This window comes from Dechloromonas denitrificans, assembly GCF_020510685.1.
Classification (GTDB): domain Bacteria; phylum Pseudomonadota; class Gammaproteobacteria; order Burkholderiales; family Rhodocyclaceae; genus Azonexus; species Azonexus denitrificans_A.
In genome coordinates, this window is record NZ_CP075185.1 from 565,922 (window position 1) to 582,471 (window position 16,550).

The 16,550-nt window shown below is 64.2% G+C and carries 18 protein-coding genes; 10 read left to right on the forward strand and 8 right to left on the reverse strand.

Annotation, left to right across the window (positions count from 1 at the left end; all coding sequences use genetic code 11):
• Window positions 1-23 precede the first annotated feature (23 nt).
• The 5 genes from KI611_RS02835 to KI611_RS02855 are packed head-to-tail and all read right to left on the reverse strand — an operon-like array spanning window position 24 to window position 4,009.
• Entirely contained in the window at window positions 24-281 is a 258-nt protein-coding gene (locus KI611_RS02835) for a YfhL family 4Fe-4S dicluster ferredoxin (RefSeq protein ID WP_066887419.1), read from the reverse strand.
• 17 nt (window positions 282-298) lie between these two features.
• The gene (coaD, locus tag KI611_RS02840) at window positions 299-793 is read right to left on the reverse strand and encodes a pantetheine-phosphate adenylyltransferase (RefSeq protein ID WP_226418320.1); all 495 of its coding nucleotides are present in this window, start codon (window positions 791-793) and stop codon (window positions 299-301) included.
• Window positions 790-1,332: a 16S rRNA (guanine(966)-N(2))-methyltransferase RsmD gene (gene rsmD / locus KI611_RS02845; protein ID WP_226418321.1), complete on the reverse strand. Its 543-nt coding sequence runs from the start codon at window positions 1,330-1,332 to the stop codon at window positions 790-792. The genes coaD and rsmD overlap by 4 nt, the downstream gene beginning before the upstream one ends.
• Window positions 1,329-2,618: a M16 family metallopeptidase gene (locus KI611_RS02850; protein ID WP_226418322.1), complete on the reverse strand. Its 1,290-nt coding sequence runs from the start codon at window positions 2,616-2,618 to the stop codon at window positions 1,329-1,331. The genes rsmD and KI611_RS02850 overlap by 4 nt, the downstream gene beginning before the upstream one ends.
• A gap of 38 nt (window positions 2,619-2,656) precedes the next feature.
• Window positions 2,657-4,009, reverse strand: a complete 1,353-nt coding sequence (locus tag KI611_RS02855; protein WP_226418323.1) for a M16 family metallopeptidase — start codon at window positions 4,007-4,009, stop codon at window positions 2,657-2,659.
• A gap of 126 nt (window positions 4,010-4,135) precedes the next feature.
• Here KI611_RS02855 and ftsY point away from each other — a divergent pair, with 126 nt between their 5' ends.
• From ftsY to KI611_RS02880, 5 genes are all read left to right on the forward strand, one after another.
• Window positions 4,136-5,098 carry a signal recognition particle-docking protein FtsY gene (ftsY, locus tag KI611_RS02860; protein ID WP_226418324.1) on the forward strand — a complete coding sequence of 321 codons (963 nt, stop codon included), beginning with the start codon at window positions 4,136-4,138 and terminating at the stop codon, window positions 5,096-5,098.
• Window positions 5,095-5,745, forward strand: coding sequence for a cell division ATP-binding protein FtsE (gene ftsE / locus KI611_RS02865; protein ID WP_226418325.1), 651 nt, complete (start codon window positions 5,095-5,097; stop codon window positions 5,743-5,745). Before ftsY ends, ftsE begins: the two co-directional genes overlap by 4 nt.
• Complete coding sequence (gene ftsX / locus KI611_RS02870; RefSeq protein WP_226418326.1) at window positions 5,742-6,641, forward strand: permease-like cell division protein FtsX; 900 nt, start codon at window positions 5,742-5,744, stop codon at window positions 6,639-6,641. The genes ftsE and ftsX overlap by 4 nt, the downstream gene beginning before the upstream one ends.
• Window positions 6,634-8,265 (forward strand): NAD(P)/FAD-dependent oxidoreductase, encoded by a 1,632-nt coding sequence (locus tag KI611_RS02875; RefSeq protein ID WP_226418327.1) that lies wholly within the window; start codon window positions 6,634-6,636, stop codon window positions 8,263-8,265. The genes ftsX and KI611_RS02875 overlap by 8 nt, the downstream gene beginning before the upstream one ends.
• 253 nt (window positions 8,266-8,518) lie before the next feature.
• A complete protein-coding gene (locus KI611_RS02880; protein WP_226418328.1) occupies window positions 8,519-9,190 on the forward strand; it encodes a M48 family metalloprotease in 672 nt (223 codons plus the stop codon).
• A gap of 69 nt (window positions 9,191-9,259) precedes the next feature.
• On the opposite strand, the gene KI611_RS02885 is transcribed toward KI611_RS02880, so the two are convergent.
• The 3 genes from KI611_RS02885 to KI611_RS02895 are packed head-to-tail and all read right to left on the reverse strand — an operon-like array spanning window position 9,260 to window position 12,650.
• A complete protein-coding gene (locus KI611_RS02885) occupies window positions 9,260-10,843 on the reverse strand; it encodes an ATP-binding protein (RefSeq protein ID WP_226418329.1) in 1,584 nt (527 codons plus the stop codon).
• 38 nt (window positions 10,844-10,881) lie between these two features.
• Window positions 10,882-12,099: an exo-beta-N-acetylmuramidase NamZ domain-containing protein gene (locus tag KI611_RS02890; protein WP_226418330.1), complete on the reverse strand. Its 1,218-nt coding sequence runs from the start codon at window positions 12,097-12,099 to the stop codon at window positions 10,882-10,884.
• Complete coding sequence (locus tag KI611_RS02895; RefSeq protein WP_226418331.1) at window positions 12,096-12,650, reverse strand: DOMON-like domain-containing protein; 555 nt, start codon at window positions 12,648-12,650, stop codon at window positions 12,096-12,098. Before KI611_RS02895 ends, KI611_RS02890 begins: the two co-directional genes overlap by 4 nt.
• Window positions 12,651-12,816: 166 nt before the next feature.
• On the opposite strand from KI611_RS02895, the gene KI611_RS02900 reads away from it, so the two are divergent.
• From KI611_RS02900 to KI611_RS02920, 5 genes are read left to right on the forward strand one after another with little or no spacing between them, the layout of a single operon-like run.
• Window positions 12,817-14,181 carry a TrpB-like pyridoxal phosphate-dependent enzyme gene (locus KI611_RS02900; protein ID WP_226418332.1) on the forward strand — a complete coding sequence of 455 codons (1,365 nt, stop codon included), beginning with the start codon at window positions 12,817-12,819 and terminating at the stop codon, window positions 14,179-14,181.
• A 4-nt stretch (window positions 14,182-14,185) separates the two neighbouring features.
• Entirely contained in the window at window positions 14,186-14,905 is a 720-nt protein-coding gene (locus tag KI611_RS02905; protein WP_226418333.1) for an SPOR domain-containing protein, read from the forward strand.
• Complete coding sequence (coaE, locus tag KI611_RS02910) at window positions 14,902-15,525, forward strand: dephospho-CoA kinase (RefSeq protein ID WP_226418334.1); 624 nt, start codon at window positions 14,902-14,904, stop codon at window positions 15,523-15,525. Before KI611_RS02905 ends, coaE begins: the two co-directional genes overlap by 4 nt.
• 60 nt (window positions 15,526-15,585) lie before the next feature.
• On the forward strand, window positions 15,586-16,344 hold the full coding sequence (gene zapD, locus KI611_RS02915; RefSeq protein ID WP_226418335.1) for a cell division protein ZapD: 759 nt from the start codon (window positions 15,586-15,588) through the stop codon (window positions 16,342-16,344).
• Window positions 16,344-16,550, forward strand: coding sequence for a DNA gyrase inhibitor YacG (locus KI611_RS02920; protein ID WP_226418336.1), 207 nt, complete (start codon window positions 16,344-16,346; stop codon window positions 16,548-16,550). The genes zapD and KI611_RS02920 overlap by 1 nt, the downstream gene beginning before the upstream one ends.

Here is a 16,550-nt window from a genome sequence, read left to right on the forward strand (position 1 = left end):
GCTTTTTGTTGGCTCGGAAAAGCTCAGGGGCGCTTGTTGCCGGTCAGCTTTTCGTACTTGACCCACAGCATGTCCTCGCTTTCGACATGGTTCGCATCCTTTGGAATGCAGTCGACCGGACAGACCTGCACGCACTGCGGCTCGTCGTAATGGCCGACACACTCGGTGCATTTGTTGGGATCGATTTGATAAATCTCTTCCCCCTGGGAGATTGCCTCGTTCGGGCACTCCGGTTCACACACGTCGCAGTTGATGCATTCGTCGGTAATAATTAGAGACATAGCTGTTCCTCTCTCGGTTAAGCAGTGGTAGTCGCCCGCAGGCGCTTTTGGACACAAGGTTGCACAAATTTGCTGACATCGCCGCCCAGTCGCGCGATTTCGCGGACCATCGTGGCGGAGATGAACATGTACTGTTCGCCCGGGGTTAGAAACACTGTTTCGACCTCGGGATAGACGCTGCGGTTCATTCCCGCCATCTGAAATTCGTATTCGAAGTCGGAGACGGCACGCAGGCCGCGCACGACGACCTTGGCGCCCTGCTCGTGTACGAAATCCATGAGCAGCGTGTTGAAGCCGACAATTTCGACGTTCTTGACATCGCCAAGGATTTCCTGCGCCATGCTGACCCGCTCGGCCAAAGGAAAGCGCGGCTGCTTCGAGGGGCTTTCGGCGATGGCCAGGATCAGCTTGTCGAACAGGCCGGCGGCCCGGCGCACGAGATCTTCGTGACCCCGGGTGATCGGGTCGAAAGTGCCCGGGTAGATCGCCACGCGATGATTGAGTTTATTCAAGCTGTCTGCCGCCGCAACAAGTGAAAGTGGACTTCCCCCGCCTTGCCATGGCGCACCGTGCGCCAATCGCCAAGCGATTCTATTTCGTGCTCCGCCTCGACGTAGACCGCGGCATCTTCTTTCAGAACGCCGGGAAGGAGTGGCTCCAGGCGGGGAATCCAGCCTTTTTTGTAGGGCGGATCGAGGAAGATCAGGTCGAACTTGGTCTTGGACGAGGCCAAATATTGTAGCGCATCCCGGCGGATGATCTCCACTTCGCGCGGGTTTTGCAGAATTTCCGCATTTTCGCGCAAGGCCGCCAACACTTTGGGTGATTGTTCGACCATCACGACCTGGGCTGCGCCGCGCGATGCCGCCTCGAAGCCGAGCGCGCCGCTGCCGGCGAACAGGTCGAGGCAGTGCCAGCCGTCGAGCTCCTGGCCGAGCCAGTTGAACAGCGTTTCGCGGACGCGATCCGGCGTCGGGCGCAGGCCTTCGCTGTCCGGAAACTTCAGCACGCGGCGCCGCCAGGCGCCGCCGATGATGCGCACCGAGTTCAATCGGCGGCTACCGTCACGGTGATCAGATTGTCCGGGCGAACGTGGCGGGCAAAAGCCTGCTTGATATCGTCGGCCGTAACCGCCTGGACTTTCGCCTGGTAGCTGTCGAGATAGTCGAGCGGCAGACCGTAGAAACCGATGTTCGCCGCGTTTTCGAGCAGCTTCTTGTTGCTGTCCAGGCGCAGCGGGAAGCTGCCGGTCAGGTTGGCCTTGGCGGCGAGCAGTTCCTCCTCGCTCGGGCCGTCCTTCAGGAAGCCGTCGAGGACGTCGCGGGCTACCTTGATCGCCTCGCCGGCCTGGCTGCGCTTGGTCTGCAGGCCGATCTGGAAGGGGCCGGCCTGGCGGAGCGGGGCGAAATAGCTGTAGACGCTGTAGGCATAGCCGCGTTTGTCGCGCACTTCCTTCATCAGCCGGGAGACGAAGCCGCCGCCACCGAGCGTGTAGTTGCCGACGAGCAGCGGAAAGAAATCGGCGTTGCCGCGCTCGATGGCCGGCAGGCCAATATAGACGTGGGCCTGGCTGGCCGGATGGGCCAGTTTGATGAGGCTGCCTTTCGCTGGCTGCGGAGCCGCCGGCAGGGCCGCCGCTTCGCCCTTGGGCAGACTGGCGGTCAGCGCTTCGGCAATGCGTTCGGCTTCGCGGCGCGAAATGTCGCCAACCAGCGTGATGCTGGCGTTGGCCGCCGTGTAGTAACGGGCGTGGAAGGCGGCGAGGTCGTCGCGGCTCAGCCCGGCGACCGATTCCGGCGTCGCCTGTTGGCCATAGGGATGGGTCGGGTAGAGGGCGCCCCAGAACGCTTTGCCGGCGATGCTGTCGGGCCGGGTCATCGCTTCCTTCAGGCTGGCGATGGTGCGCGCTTTTTCGCGTTCGAAAATGGCGGCATCGAAGCGCGGCTGGTGCAGCACGCTGCGCAGGATGGCGAGCGCCGGTTCGCGTTGCTCGGCGGCCGACAGCGTGCGCAGGGCGACGCTGGCACGGTCGGTGTCGGCGCCGCCGCCGAGGTTGGCACCGATGTCGGCCAGTTGCTCGGCAATGGCGGATTCGTCGCGGCTGCCGGCGCCGAGGTCGAGGGTGCCCCGGGTCATCGCGGCGAGGCCGGATTTGCCGGCCGGATCGAAGACCGAACCGGCGGCGAAATCGACCTGGACGTCGAGCATCGGCAGGACGCGGCTTTCAACGAAATAGACGCGGGCGCCGGAAGGCGCTACCCAGTGTTCGATCTTGACGCCAGCCAGCGCGGCTTGCGTGATCAGCAGGGCGGTTACTGCGGTCAACAGCTTTTTCATGGTGTTTTTCTGGTGCCAGCTTTGGGTTTGATGGTGCATCAGTGGCGGGTGGCGGTGGCCGGGCGGCGCACTTTGCCATCGAGGGGCTGCGGGTCGAGGATGCCGATGGTCAGCGTATCGTCGGTGAAGTATTTCCTGGCGACCGCCTGTACTTCGGCGGCACTGACCTTTTGCAGCTTTTCCAGCATGCGGTCGATTTTTTGATAGGGCAGGCCGACCGCTTCGATCTGGCCGATTTCCATCGCCTGGCCGAACATCGAGTCCATCTTGTATACCTGACCGGCGACCAGTTGCGCCTTGGCCCGCTTGAGTTCCTGTTCGCTGACGCCGTCCTTCTGGACGCGGGCGATCTCGGCGCGCAGCGCGGCTTCGAGGTCGCCGACCGTGCGTCCTTCCGAGGGGCTGCCGGAGAAGTAGAACATGCCGGGGCCGCGTGCCGTATTGTCGTAGCCGACCCCGATCGACAGCGCCACCTTGTCCTCGCGGACCAGTTTCTTGTTGAAGCGGGCGGCGTCGTGGCCGTCGAGAATCGAGGTCAGCATTTCCAGGGCGTAGGGTTCGCTGTCCTGGTCGACATCGCGCAATATCGGCGCCTTGTAGGCCATGATCAACACCGGCAGTTCGGCCGGCGCCTTGACGGTGACCTGGCGGGGGCCTTCCTGCGCCGGTTCGACCTGTTGCCGGCGCGGCACGAGGGGGCGGCCTTCGAGGCCGCCGTAATACTTCTCGGCCAGGGCGAACACGGCCTTGTGCTCGACGTCACCGGTTACCACCACATAGGCGTTATTCGGCACGTACCAGGTGTCGTACCAGGCCTTGGCATCGGCCGCGGTCATCGTTTCCAGGTCGTTCATCCAGCCGATGATCGGCCGGCGGTAGGGGTGGGCCTGGAAGGCGACGGCATTCATCTGTTCGAACAGCTTGGCCTGCGGATTGTCGTCGGTGCGCATGCGGCGCTCTTCCATGACGACCTTGATCTCCTGCGCGAATTCCTTGGCGTCGACATTCAGATGGCGCATCCGGTCGGCTTCGAGCTGCATCACATCGTCCAGCTTCTCTTTCGGCACCTGCTGGAAATAGGCGGTGTAGTCGCGGCTGGTGAAGGCGTTGTCGCGACCGCCGGCGGCGGCGACGCGCTTGTTGAACTCGCCGGGGCCGACGCTCGGCGTGCCCTTGAACATCATGTGTTCGAGGACGTGGGCAACGCCCGAGCCGCCGTCGATTTCATCCATGCTGCCGATGCGGTACCAGACCATCTGGACGGCGGTCGGGGCGCGGTGATCTTCCTTGACGATGACGCGCAAGCCGTTCTGCAGCGTCGTTTCATACGGATTGGCGTGGGCCGCGGTAAGCAGCCAGGGAGCCAGCAAAAAGGGGAGGAGTTGTTGCATTCGCATGGGTTGCAGGGCTTTCCGAGTGGTCTTTCTGCTAAAATCAGGAGCAAATTTGCATCGATTCGGGTGGCATCTTAACGGCTTGCCGTCCGCCTGTCAGCTTGGCTTGAGACCACTTTCCCCATGTTCAGTTTCCTGAAAAAATCCGCGCCTGAAACCAAGGTCGAAGCCCCGGCCGCCCCGTCCTGGCGCGAACGCCTCTTCAAGGGGCTGGCCAAGACCCGCGCCCAGTGGGGCGGCAAGCTCAAATCCATCTTCTCGCGCGGCAAGGTCGACGACGAACTGCTCGAAGAGCTGGAAACGCTGTTGCTGACCAGCGATTGCGGCATCGAGGCAACCACCCATCTGCTCGACGAGTTGAAAAAAGCCGCCAAGCGCGACAAGCTCGATACGCCGGAAGGCATCCAGCAGGCGCTGGCCAACGCCCTGCTCGAAACCCTGCAGCCGCTTGAACAGGCGCTCGACGTCAGCGGCCACAAGCCCTACGTGATCATGATTGCCGGGGTTAACGGTGCCGGCAAGACGACTTCGATCGGCAAGCTGGCCAAGTATTTCCAGGACCAGGGCAAGAGCGTGCTGCTCGCCGCTGGCGACACCTTCCGCGCCGCCGCCCGCGAACAGCTGGAAACCTGGGGTGAGCGCAACAACATCACGGTCATTGCCCAGGACAACGGCGATCCGGCGGCTGTGGTCTTCGACGCTATTTCCGCCGCTAAGGCGCGCGGTATCGACATCGTGCTGGCCGACACCGCCGGCCGTCTGCCGACCCAGTTGCACCTGATGGAAGAGATCGCCAAAGTCCGGCGGGTGATCCAGAAGATCGATCCGAGCGGCCCGCACGAAACGCTGCTCGTGCTCGATGCCAATATCGGCCAGAACGCGCTGCAGCAGGTCCGGGCCTTCGACAAGGCGATCCATGTCACCGGTTTGGTTCTGACCAAGCTCGACGGCACCGCCAAGGGCGGCGTCGTCACGGCGATCGCCCGGCAGTGTCCGAAACCGATCCGCTTCATCGGCGTCGGCGAGCAGATCGACGATCTGCGCCCGTTCTCCGCCAAAGATTTCGTCGACGCGCTATTCGAATGATCGTCGCGAGCAACCTGACGAAACGCTATCCGGGCGGCTACGAAGCCGTCAAGGAAGTCAGTTTCGAGATATCGGCCGGTCAGATGGTGTTCATCACCGGCCATTCCGGCGCCGGCAAGACCACGCTGGTCAAACTGATCGCCTCGATCGAACGGCCAACCAGCGGCAGCCTGGTGGTCAACGGCCAGAACCTGGCGGCCCTGCGGCGTAGTGCCATTCCTTATCTGCGGCGCAATTTCGGCATGGTCTTTCAGGACCAGAAACTGCTGTTCGATCGCAGCGTGCTCGACAACGTGCTGCTGCCGCTGCAGATCGTCGGCTTGCCCCGCCGCGAGGCGATTCGCCGCGCCCAGGCGGCGCTCGACAAGGTCGGCCTGCTGGCCCGCGAAAAGGCCCGGCCAATTGCGCTGTCCGGCGGCGAGCAGCAACGCCTGGCCATCGCCCGCGCCGTGGTCAATCGGCCGACGGTGTTGCTGGCCGACGAGCCGACCGGCAATCTCGACAACGAATCGGCGAGCAGCATTCTCGAAATTTTTTCGTCCTTTCATCAGGTCGGCGTCACCGTCGTCGTCGCCACTCACGACCAGAACTGGATCGAGCGCTATCACCCCAACGTGCTCTGTCTCGACCACGGGAGGTTGTTGTGAACGCCTGGCTTTCCCAGCACCGCGCGGCGCTTGCTTCGGCTTTCCGCCGGTTGTGGTCGACACCGCTCAATACCCTGCTGTCGCTGCTCGTCATCGGCATCGCGCTGACCTTGCCGGGCTTCGGCTACGTTCTGCTCGACAACCTCCGCGATCTCGGCCGCAATGCCTCCGGTGTCCAGCAGATCAGCCTGTTCATGAGCCTTGAGGCGAGCAAGAAGGAGGTCGGCGAAATCGAGAGTCGGCTGCGCGCCGCGGCCGATGGCAAATGGCAATTTATTCCCAAGGAGCAGGCGCTGAAGCGGATGCAGAAGAGCGAAGGGATGGCCGAGATCGTCGCCAGCCTGCCGCGCAACCCGTTGCCCGACGCCTTCATCGTCGAGCCGAGCAATAGCGAACCGGAAGCGCTGGAGATCCTGCGCAAGGAGATCGCCAGTTGGCCCAAGGTTGAGCATGTCCAACTCGATTCGGCCTGGGTTAAGCGTTTCGACGCCTTCCTCAAGCTCGGTCGGCTGGCCTTGTCGATGCTGGCCGGCATCTTTGCCGCCGGGTTGATCGCCGTGACGTTCAATACCATACGCTTGCAGGTCATGGCGCAGGCTGCCGAAATCGAAGTGGCGCGGATGATCGGGGCGACCGATGTGTTCATCCGCCGGCCTTTCTATTACTTCGGCGCGCTGCAGGGCGCCCTGGGCGGGCTGCTGGCGGCCGCCCTGGTGCTCGGGGCGCTGCGTTTGCTGGCCGGCCCGGTCAGCGAACTGGCGGCGCTTTACGGCGGCAGCTTCAGCCTGCGGACGCCGGGCGTCGGTGAAATCGCGGCGCTGGCTGGGGCCGGGGCTTTCCTTGGCTGGCTCGGCGCCCAACTGTCGGTCAGCCTGTCGCTCCGGAAGTTTGATTAGTCCCATCAAGCCAAAGGCTGGCACCAGCCGCCGGGATTTTCTTCGTACCGTCGGTGCAGCAGCCCTCGCCGGTTGCGCGCCGGTCGGCAAGCCGCCGCTGCCGCCCGGTCAGCTGCTCGGCATGGCGCATGCCCTCGGCCATCGCCTGCGTGACGGCCATTTCCCCGCCCCATCGGAAGTCCGGAAAACCGGCGTGCTGATCGTCGGCGGCGGCATTTCCGGACTATCGGCGGCCTGGCAATTGAACAAGGCGGCGGTCGACGACTTTCTCGTGCTGGAAATGGAGGGCGAGGCCGGCGGCAATTCGCGGGCCGGGCAATCGCCGCTCGTCGCCTATCCGTGGGGCGCCCACTATCTGCCCTTGCCGGGCCCGGAGGCCACCAGCGTTCGCGAGTTGCTGGCCGAACTGGGCGTGTTGCAGGGCGATCCGGCAGCCGCCAAGCCGACTTACGACGAACGCTTCCTGTGTGCGACGCCGCAGGAGCGGGTCTATCGCCACGGCTTGTGGGACGATGGCTTGCTGCCGCAACGCGGTGTCGATGCCGCCGAGCGCGAGCAGCAGCGGCGCTTCCAGACGCGCATGGAGGAGCTCAAGGCGGCTAGGGGGCGCGATGGTCGGCGGGTCTTCGCCATCCCGATGGCCTTGTCGAGCCGCGACCCGGAGTGGCGGGCGCTCGATCGGCTGTCGTTCAGCCAGTGGCTGGCCGACCACGGCTTCACCGCGCCGACCCTGCGCTGGCTGGCCAATTACGCCTGCCGCGACGATTACGGCACAGCTTGTGAGCAGACCTCGGCCTGGGCCGGCCTGCATTATTTTGCCTGTCGCAATGGCCAGGCAGCCAACGCGACCAGTGATGCCGTGCTGACCGCCCCGGACGGCAACGCCTGGCTGATGCGCGGCCTGGCGCGCCATGCCGCCGGGCGCCTGTTGACCGAGGCGCTGGTCTGGCGCATCGCGGCGGGCAAGTCGACGCTGGCGGTGGATGTGCTGGTCGGCGACAAGACCGTGCGCTTCGAGGCCCGGCAGCTGATCTGGGCGGCCCCCGCTTTCGTGCTGCCCCGCGTCTGGCCGGCGATCCCGGCCGAGCTGCGGGCGGCGGCCCTGGCCGGCGATTACGCGCCGTGGCTGACGGCCAACCTGCATCTCGCCGACTTCCCGGAAGAACGACATGGCGCCGCACCGGCCTGGGACAACGTGCTCTACGACAGCCCTGGTCTCGGCTACGTGGTGGCGACCCATCAGTTGATCCGGCGGCATTTGCGCGGGACGGTTTTTACCTATTACCGCGCCTTGCACGAAGTGGCACCAGCCGAGGGCCGCCGCTTGCTGCTCGAAACGCCGCGCGAAGCCTGGGCCGAAGGCATCCTGGCCGAACTCGAAGGGATCCATCCCGACATCCGTCGGCTGACCACCCGTCTCGATGTTTTTCGCAACGGCCACGCCATGCGTCGGCCGGTGCCGGGCAGCCTGTGGGGTGGCGCCCGCGCCGTGCTGGCCGCTTTCGACAGTCCGCGCCTGACGCTGGCGCATGCCGATCTGTCCGGCTTTTCGCTGTTCGAAGAAGCCCAGTATCGCGGTGTCGTCGCGGCCCAGCGGGTCATCCGGAAGATGCGCTCAGGCTGATCCGTTTAATGACATTGGCTTGACGGTTGGCGGGTGGGGGTGCATAGTCACGGGCTTCCCGGGGCAGTTTGTTGCTTCGTGACTATTTTTCAATTTTTCAGAGGTTGTGATGCTTAGCGGATATGTTATTGGCAACAGCAAGGCCGTGCCGGGGGCTTTTAAGATTGGCGTTCTCGCGGCTTTTACCAGTTTGTTTCTGGTGGCTTGCAGCAACACGGGCAGCGCCGGAATCAACGGCAATAATGCCGGAGGAATGGTTTCCGCCGGCGCCTCGGCCCTCAAGGCGGCGACGCTGAGCGATGCCGACGTCAAGGATCTTTCCGACAAATCCTGCGCGACGCTCGACGGTCAGTCCAGCATTGCTGCGGCGAAAAGCCCGGAGGCCAGGCGACTGGCCAAGATCGTCAAGGGCATGCCGGCAACCGTCAATGGCGTACCGCTCGATTACAAGGTTTATCTGACCAAGGACGTTAATGCCTGGGCGATGGGCAACGGCTGCGTCCGTGTCTATGGCGGCCTGATGAAGCTGATGAACGACAACGAGGTGCGGGCCGTGATCGGCCACGAAATCGGTCATGTGGCGCTCGGTCACACCAAGTCCACCATGCAGACCGCCTATGCCGCTTCGGCGGCGCGTCAGGTGGCTGCTTCGGCCGGCAACTCGGCAGTCGCGGCGCTAAGCAATTCGCAATTGGGCGAGCTGGCTGAAAAGCTGGTCAATGCCCAGTTTTCCCAAGTCCAGGAGAGCGCGGCCGACGACTACGCGTTTGACTTGCTGACTGCCGCGAAACTCAATCGCAACGGCCTTGTCAGCTCTTTCGAGAAACAGGCCAAGCTCGGCGACGAGAACAGCATGTTCAGTTCGCATCCGCCGTCCAGCGAGCGGGCCAAGCACATGCGCGAACGCCTCGCGGCGAAGAAGTAATCGCGCTGCCGTTCGTTATGGACGGCGGCAGGCAGTGACCAAGACCGGGATTTCCCGGTCTTTTTTCGTTCAGCTTTTTTCGCTGGCGATTCCGGCCAGCGGCAGAAGGACCCGGAAAGTGCTGCCGGCCCCGGGGTCGCTGCTGACTTCGATGCGCCCGCCGTGTTTTCGGACGATATCGTAGGCGAGCGACAGACCTAGTCCGGTGCCCTTGCCGACCGCCTTGGTCGTATAGAACGGCTCGAAGATGCGCCGCAGCGCGGCCGGCGTCATGCCCTTGCCGTTATCGGCCACCTCGATCCAGGCCCAGCGCTCGTCACAGCCGCTGCGCACGGTGATGGTGCCGCGCTCTTCGATGGCATGGGCGGCGTTGGTCAGAAGGTTCATCACCACCTGGTTGATCTGGGCCGGAATGCAGGGGACCGGTGGCAGTTCGCCATACTCGCGCTTGACCTCGGCCTTGTATTTCAGCTCGTGCCAGACGACGTTCAGGGTGCTTTCTATGCCGGCGTTGAGATCCGCATCCTGCCATTCGGCCTGGTCGACACGGGAGAAATCCTTGAGATCGCCGACGATTTTCTTGACCCGTTCGAGGCCTTCCTGCGATTCACGCAGCAGGTCGGCCATGTCCTCTTTCAAGTATACGAGGTCGGCGGCGGCAAAATCGGCGGCGCTGGCCTTGCCGGAACGGCTGGCCTCGAGCAGGTCGAGCAGTTGTTGGCTGTATTTTTTCAGCGTGCCCAGGTTGGAATTGACAAAGCCGACCGGGTTGTTGATTTCGTGGGCGACACCGGCGGCCAACTGGCCGACCGACGCCATCTTTTCGGATTGCAGCAGCTGGCCATGCGCTTCTTCCAGTTCCTCGATCTTGCCGGCCAGGTCAAACCAGCGCCGACGCAGCATTTCGAGGAGCAGCCAGCCGGCACCGCCGACCAGCAGAAAGAATATGGCATGGGTCAGCCGCGCTTTTTCGGTGCCGCTCCGGGTTGCCGCGGCGATCCCGGCATAGCGCTGGGAAACGCTGATGCCGCCGCGAATGTCGCCTTCGCGATAGCCTTGCTTGGCGTGGCAGTCGAGGCAGCTTTTTTTGACCGGCAGCGGCGCCATGTAGCGCAGCATTTCGCCGTCCGGCCCGGGTTCGACGCTGATGGTTTCCTTGACGCCGCGCTCGAAAGCCAGCAAGGACTGGTTCTCCCAGGCATCGGGCGCGTTGGCCGGGCGGATCGGGCGCCGGCTGGTCAGCCGGAAAACGGCACCGGAGGCGGATTCGGCCATCTCGCCAATGAGCCGGGTCATGTAGGCCGGGTTGATCATGGTCAGCGCGATGCCATCGGTTGTCATCACGTCGCGTTGCGGATGTTCGAGATAGGGGTTCGGCTGGGTGTGCTCGGTAACCGGTACATAGATGCCGCCGTGGCTGGAATTCCAGTTGCGGGTCAGGATCACCATGCGGAACATGTTGCGCGCGCCTTCGATGGCGATCTCCGTCGCCTGGCGGCGAATCTGTTCGGTCTGCGTCTGCAGCGAGATGGCGACGATGCCGGCCCACAAGGCGAGCAGCAACCACCACCAGCGCCGCTCGCGAATCAGCCGCGGAATGGTGCGCTGGCTGGCCGGGGGCGGCGCTGCTTCGGTTGGTCGGCGACTGCTCATCCCGGGCCTGGTCGGTGGCGCATTACGGTGCGGCGAGGCTAGCGATAGCGCAGAAAGGCCGCGCGTTGTTCCGTCCAGGCCAGCTCGTCGGCCGAGCTGAGCGCATCGAAGGTTTCCGGCCGGGCGGCCGGGTCGTCGACCCATTCGCGTAACAGCGGCGAACCGTTGATCAGGTCGATGGCCAGCCGGTCATGCTCGTATTCGTAGGCGAAGTCGCGCCACAGCGGATAGTCGGGGTAGAGCCGGCGGATCGCCTTGAAGGCGAGGCTCTGCAGGCGCCACGGACGGAAGGCGGCATGCCCGTAGCTGCGATCCTCGACGTGGATCTGGATGGCGTGGCAGAGCTGGCCGGCATGTTTGTGGAAAGTCGGTTCGAACCAGCACTCGCGCAATCGGCAGCCGGCGAGCCAGTGCGGCGCGAGGCGGCGCATCTCGCCGAGCACGGCGCGGGCGTCGATATCCGGAGCGCCGAACAGCTCAAGCGGCCGGGTGGTGCCGCGCCCTTCGCTCAGCGTCGTGCCTTCGAGCATGACGGTGCCGGCATAGGCGCGGGCCATCGACAGGTTGGGCGCGTTCGGGCTGGGGTTGATCCAGCTGCGTTCGCCGAGCGGCCAGCCGTATCCGGGGGCGGCCTCCGGTTGCCAGCCTTGCATCTCGATGACTTGGTAGTCGACGTCAAGCTGCAGCGTGGCGATGAACCATTGCCCCAGTTCGCCCATGGTGAGCCCGTGGCGCATCGGCAGCGGACCGGCACCGACGAAGCTTTCCCAGCCGTCGCGCAGGGTCAGTCCTTCGACCGGCCGGCCGGCCGGGTTGGGGCGGTCGAGGACCCAGACCGTCTTGCCATGCCGGGCGGCGGCTTCGAGCATGTAGCGCAGTGTCGTGATGAAGGTGTAGATCCGGCAGCCGAGGTCCTGCAGATCGACCAGCAGCACGTCGAAAGTGTCGAGCATCGCCGCGGTCGGCCGGCGCACTTCGCCGTACAGGCTGAAGACCGGAATGCCGTGCTGCGGATCGAGAAAGTCCGGTGATTCGACCATGTTGTCCTGCTTGTCGCCGCGCAACCCATGCTGGGGGCCGAAGGCGGCGCTCAACGTGAGGTCCGGCAAGGCGGCCAGCGCATCGAGCGAATGGGTGAGGTCGGCGGTCACCGAGGCCGGGTGGGCGAGAAGCGCGACGCGGCGGCCGGCCAGCGGACGGCGCAGGGCGGGGTCGGCGAGCAGCCGGTCGATGCCGAATTGGATGGCAGTAGTCATGTGGATTTGATGGGCAAGGTCAGCGTGAAGTTCTGACGGAGGTGGAAATCGGGGCGCCCGGCGGCATGCGCCAGAGCCCAGTAGCTTTTTTGGTGATTGCCGGCTTCGACCACGACGCTCAGGCCAAGCTGCAGCGTGTCGCCGGCCGGCAGCAATTCGGGGCCGAGACAGGCGTCCAGTTGAAAGCCGTCGGCCAGGCGGCGAAAGGCAATGTCAGGTACGCCGGCCTGTCGGAAATCGGGGGTGCGGCTCCGGTAATCGGCGAAGTGATAGGCCGCCCACTGGCCGGACGGCGAGAAGTTGAATTCCCGGTATGCCGGGCTGCCGGGCAACGCAATGAAGGCTTCGCAGCAGGTGTGCTGCCACAGGTCATCGGCCGGCCCAGGCGACTGCGGGGTGGGAAGCAGGATCGCCTGCGGGTCGCCGCTCAGGCGGTAGCTCAAGGTCAGCCGGCCGGCCACGTTGAAGCTTGCCTCCGCCGTGATGCCCTGGATGGCAGCACAGGGGCTGGCGGGGTGGCAGAGCAGGGCGTGATGGCGGGAGGCAGGCAAGGGCTCGGGCGCGAAAATTGGCAAAGGCGGTACTTTACCCGCTGATTCGGCAGCCTGCTGCGGTGGATGCCGAATAGTCGTCGATAGCCACCCTGCGCCCTTGGTTGCCCGGGGCTTTTGGGGTAATTTACCGCCTTTGCCGAACAGCATGCAGGGAGATAAAAATATGACGCCGCTACGCATCAATCTAGAGCAGGAAGAAATCCCCACTCACTGGTACAACGTCGTCGCCGACATGCCCACTCCGCCGGCCCCGCCGCTCGGGCCGGACGGCCTGCCGGTGCCGGCCGAGAAGATGGGGGCAATCTTCCCGGGGCCGATCCTCGAGCAGGAAATGTCGGCCGAGCGCTGGATTGCCATCCCCGAAGAAGTGCGCCAGATCTATGCGTTGTGGCGTCCTGCCCCGCTGTGTCGCGCCTTGCGTCTGGAGCAGGCGCTGGGTACGCCGGCCAAGATTTTCTACAAATACGAAGGCGTTTCGCCGGCCGGTTCGCACAAGCCGAATTCCGCCGTGCCGCAGGCTTTCTATAACAAGCTGGCGGGCACCAAGAAGCTGACCACCGAAACCGGTGCCGGCCAGTGGGGCTCGTCGATTGCCTTCGCCGGCCAGATGTTCGGCCTGCCGGTGCGCGTTTTCATGGTCAAGGTCAGCTACGAGCAGAAGCCGTTCCGTCGTTCGATGATGCAGACCTGGGGCGCCGAGGTGTTCTCCAGCCCGACCAACCTGACCAATGCCGGGCGCACCGCGCTGGCCGCCGACCCGAACAACCAGGGCTCGCTCGGCCTGGCCATTTCCGAAGCGGTCGAGGAAGCGGCGGCCGATTCCGGCACCTGCTACACGCTCGGCTCGGTCCTCAACCACGTGCTGCTGCACCAGACGGTGATCGGTCTTGAAGCCAAGAAGCAGTTCGACAAGATCGGCCTCTACCCGGACGTGATCTTCGGACCTTGTGGCGGCGGCTCGAGCTTCGGCGGTATCGCTTTCCCCTTCCTGGCCGATCAGGCGGCCGGCGATAAGCGCGCCACCAACCTGCGCTGCGTTGCCGTCGAGCCGACCTCCTGTCCGACGCTGACCAAGGGCCATTACGCCTACGACTACGGCGACGTCTCCGGCTACACGCCGATCATGAAGATGTACACGCTCGGCCACGACTTCATGCCGCCCGGCATCCATGCTGGTGGCTTGCGCTACCACGGCGATTCGCCGCTCGTTTCGCAGTTGCTGCATGAAGGGCGGATCGAGGCGCTGGCCGTGCCGCAGGTCGCCACCTTCGAGGCCGGCGTGCAGTTCGCCCGGGCCGAAGGCATCATCCCGGCGCCCGAGTCCTGCCACGCCATTCGCGCCGCCATCGACGAGGCGCTGAAGTGCAAGGTGACCGGCGAAGCGAAAACCATCCTGTTCAGCCTGACCGGGCACGGCCATTTCGACATGGCGTCCTACGACAAGTATTTTTCCGGTCAGCTGGAAGATTTCGACTACCCGGCCGAAGCGATTGTCGAATCGCTGAAGCATCTGCCCAAGGTCGGCTGAATCCGTGAAAATCCTCGTTTTTCTGCTCGTCCTCGGCAATCTGTTGTTCTACGCCTTCAGCGCCGGCTACTTCGGCCGGCCGGACAACCCGGATGCGGTACGCCTCGACAAGCAGGTCCTGCCCGAGCGCATGCGCATCGTCTCCCGGGGCGAAGCGCCGGCCGGGCCGGTCAAGGCGCCGGAGCCGGTAAAGCCGGAACCGGTTGCGGTCGAGGCTAGGGTGGAAGAAACAGCCAAGGCGGAAGTGGTCGCCAAGCCTGCAGAAAAGCCGGTTTGTCTGCTCTGGGAGCATCTCCCGGTCGCCGAGGCCGATCAGCTCGGCACGGTGCTGGCCGGCCGCTTCGCCGAATTCAAACTGGCCCGGCAACTGGTGGCGGCCGAAGGTAGCGGCTGGTGGGTGTTTGTGCCCCCCTTGCCGAACAAGGCGGCGGCTGAAAAGAAGGCCGGGGAATTGCGCCAGTTCGGCGTCACCGACTACTTCATCGTGCCGGACGGGTTTAATCGCTACGCCATTTCGCTCGGTGTCTTTTCCAGCGAGAAGGGTGGACAGGACCGGCTGGCCGAGTTGAAAGACAAGGGCGTTCGCTCGGCCCGCCTGGCGCCACGTCCCGGCAAGGATAGTACGGTCAACCTGCAAGCCAGCGGCCCGGCGGCCGCCAAGGCGGCCTTGTTGGCGGCGGTCGGCAAGGTATTGCCGAAAGCCGAGGCGCAGGGCTGCAAGTGAGCGACTACGTCGTTGGCCTGACCGGCGGCATCGGCAGCGGCAAGTCCACTGTCGCCGAGTTGTTCGTCAAGAACGGGGCGGTCTTGGTCGATACCGATGCCATCGCGCACGAACTGACCGCGGCCGGTGGCGGGGCGATGCCGGCGCTACTGGCCAAGTTCGGCCCCGCGGTGGCCAATGACCAAGGGGCGCTGGATCGCGCCGCGATGCGGCAAAGAGTGTTTGCCAATCCGGCCGCCCGGGCGCAACTGGAGGCGATCCTCCATCCGCTGATTCGCCAGTTGGCCGCCGAGCGCTGCCGGGCCGCCGCCGCACCCTACGTCATTCTCGCCGTGCCGCTGCTGGTTGAGTCAGGCGAGTATCGCCAGCGCTGCCAGCGGATCGTCGTCGTCGATTGCCCGGAAAGCCGGCAAATCGAGCGCGTCATGGCACGGAACGGGTTGTCCGCCGACCAGGTCAAAGCGATCATGGCTGCCCAGGCAACGCGTCAGCAGCGACTGGCCGTGGCTGATGACGTGGTGGTCAATGATGGGGATTTGGCCTGCCTTGCCGGGCAGGTTGATGCCTTGCATCTAAAGTATCTACAACTTTCCGCAGAAATACTTAATGCAAACTGTTGAGATTTGCATGCAAATGGCTCAAAATTCAAACAATTTTCCGTTTCTTCGGACACAGCCCGCGTGATAACTTACGAATACCCGTTCAACGAGCGCATCCGCACACTGCTGCGTCTCGAAGACTTGTTCGAAAAAACGGGGTTCTTTCTGCAGTCCGATGGCCAGCTGGAGCACCACGCGGCGCTGGTTACGCTGTTTGAAATCCTTGAGGTGGCGGGCCGTGCCGACCTCAAGATGGATCTGATTCAGGAACTCGAACGGCAGCGCCAGACCTTGCTGGCCTACCGCAATAATCCCGATATTTCCGAAGAGGCGCTGTCCGGCGCCCTTTACGAAATCGAGCAATCTTCGGCGGCGCTGCTCGCGATGACCGGCAAGATTGGTCAGTACCTGCGCGACAACGACTGGCTGATGGGCATCAAGAGCCGGGCGGCGATTCCCGGCGGCGTCTGCGAATTCGATTTGCCGTCCTACCACTGGTGGCTGCACCGCAAGCCGGAAGTCCGGCGCGAGGCCCTGGCTGGCTGGACCAAGCCGATGGTGCCGATGCGCGACGCGGCGGCGATCGTGCTGCGTTTGCTGCGCTCGAGCGGCCGGCCCAAGAACTACACGGCGATCAACGGCCAGTTCCAGCTCAACCTCGGCGGCACCGCGGCACAAATGGTGCGCGTTTCGCTCGACATCGACGAGCCGGCCATCCCGGAAGTCAGCGCCAACAAATATTTCCTCAACATCCGTTTCACCAAACCGCCGGCCGGCGAACTGAAGGCCCGTGGTTGCGAGCGCGATGTCGAGTTCGACCTGACTTTCTGCAACCTCTGATGACCACCGCAAAAGTTCGCAAGGTTCGTTGTCCGCAGTGCGGCGGCGAGTCCATCTGGGCCCCGGAAAATCCGTGGCGGCCGTTCTGCTCCGAGCGCTGCAAGCAGATCGATCTCGGTTGCTGGGCCAGCGAGTCGTATCGCATTCCGGTGCAGCCTGGCCCGGGCGAAGAGGGCAGCGAACTGCCCGAGGCGCCGCAGGACTGA

Bases quoted from the DNA above. Each gene is read 5' to 3' on its own strand.
- KI611_RS02835 (WP_066887419.1), bottom strand. From the start codon at position 281: ATGTCTCTAATTATTACCGACGAATGCATCAACTGCGACGTGTGTGAA.
- KI611_RS02850 (WP_226418322.1), bottom strand. From the start codon at position 2,618: ATGAAAAAGCTGTTGACCGCAGTAACCGCCCTGCTGATCACGCAAGCC.
- KI611_RS02855 (WP_226418323.1), bottom strand. From the start codon at position 4,009: ATGCAACAACTCCTCCCCTTTTTGCTGGCTCCCTGGCTGCTTACCGCG.
- ftsY (WP_226418324.1), top strand. From the start codon at position 4,136: ATGTTCAGTTTCCTGAAAAAATCCGCGCCTGAAACCAAGGTCGAAGCC.
- ftsE (WP_226418325.1), top strand. From the start codon at position 5,095: ATGATCGTCGCGAGCAACCTGACGAAACGCTATCCGGGCGGCTACGAA.
- KI611_RS02880 (WP_226418328.1), top strand. From the start codon at position 8,519: ATGGTTTCCGCCGGCGCCTCGGCCCTCAAGGCGGCGACGCTGAGCGAT.
- KI611_RS02885 (WP_226418329.1), bottom strand. From the start codon at position 10,843: ATGAGCAGTCGCCGACCAACCGAAGCAGCGCCGCCCCCGGCCAGCCAG.
- KI611_RS02890 (WP_226418330.1), bottom strand. From the start codon at position 12,099: ATGACTACTGCCATCCAATTCGGCATCGACCGGCTGCTCGCCGACCCC.
- KI611_RS02900 (WP_226418332.1), top strand. From the start codon at position 12,817: ATGACGCCGCTACGCATCAATCTAGAGCAGGAAGAAATCCCCACTCAC.
- KI611_RS02920 (WP_226418336.1), top strand. From the start codon at position 16,344: ATGACCACCGCAAAAGTTCGCAAGGTTCGTTGTCCGCAGTGCGGCGGC.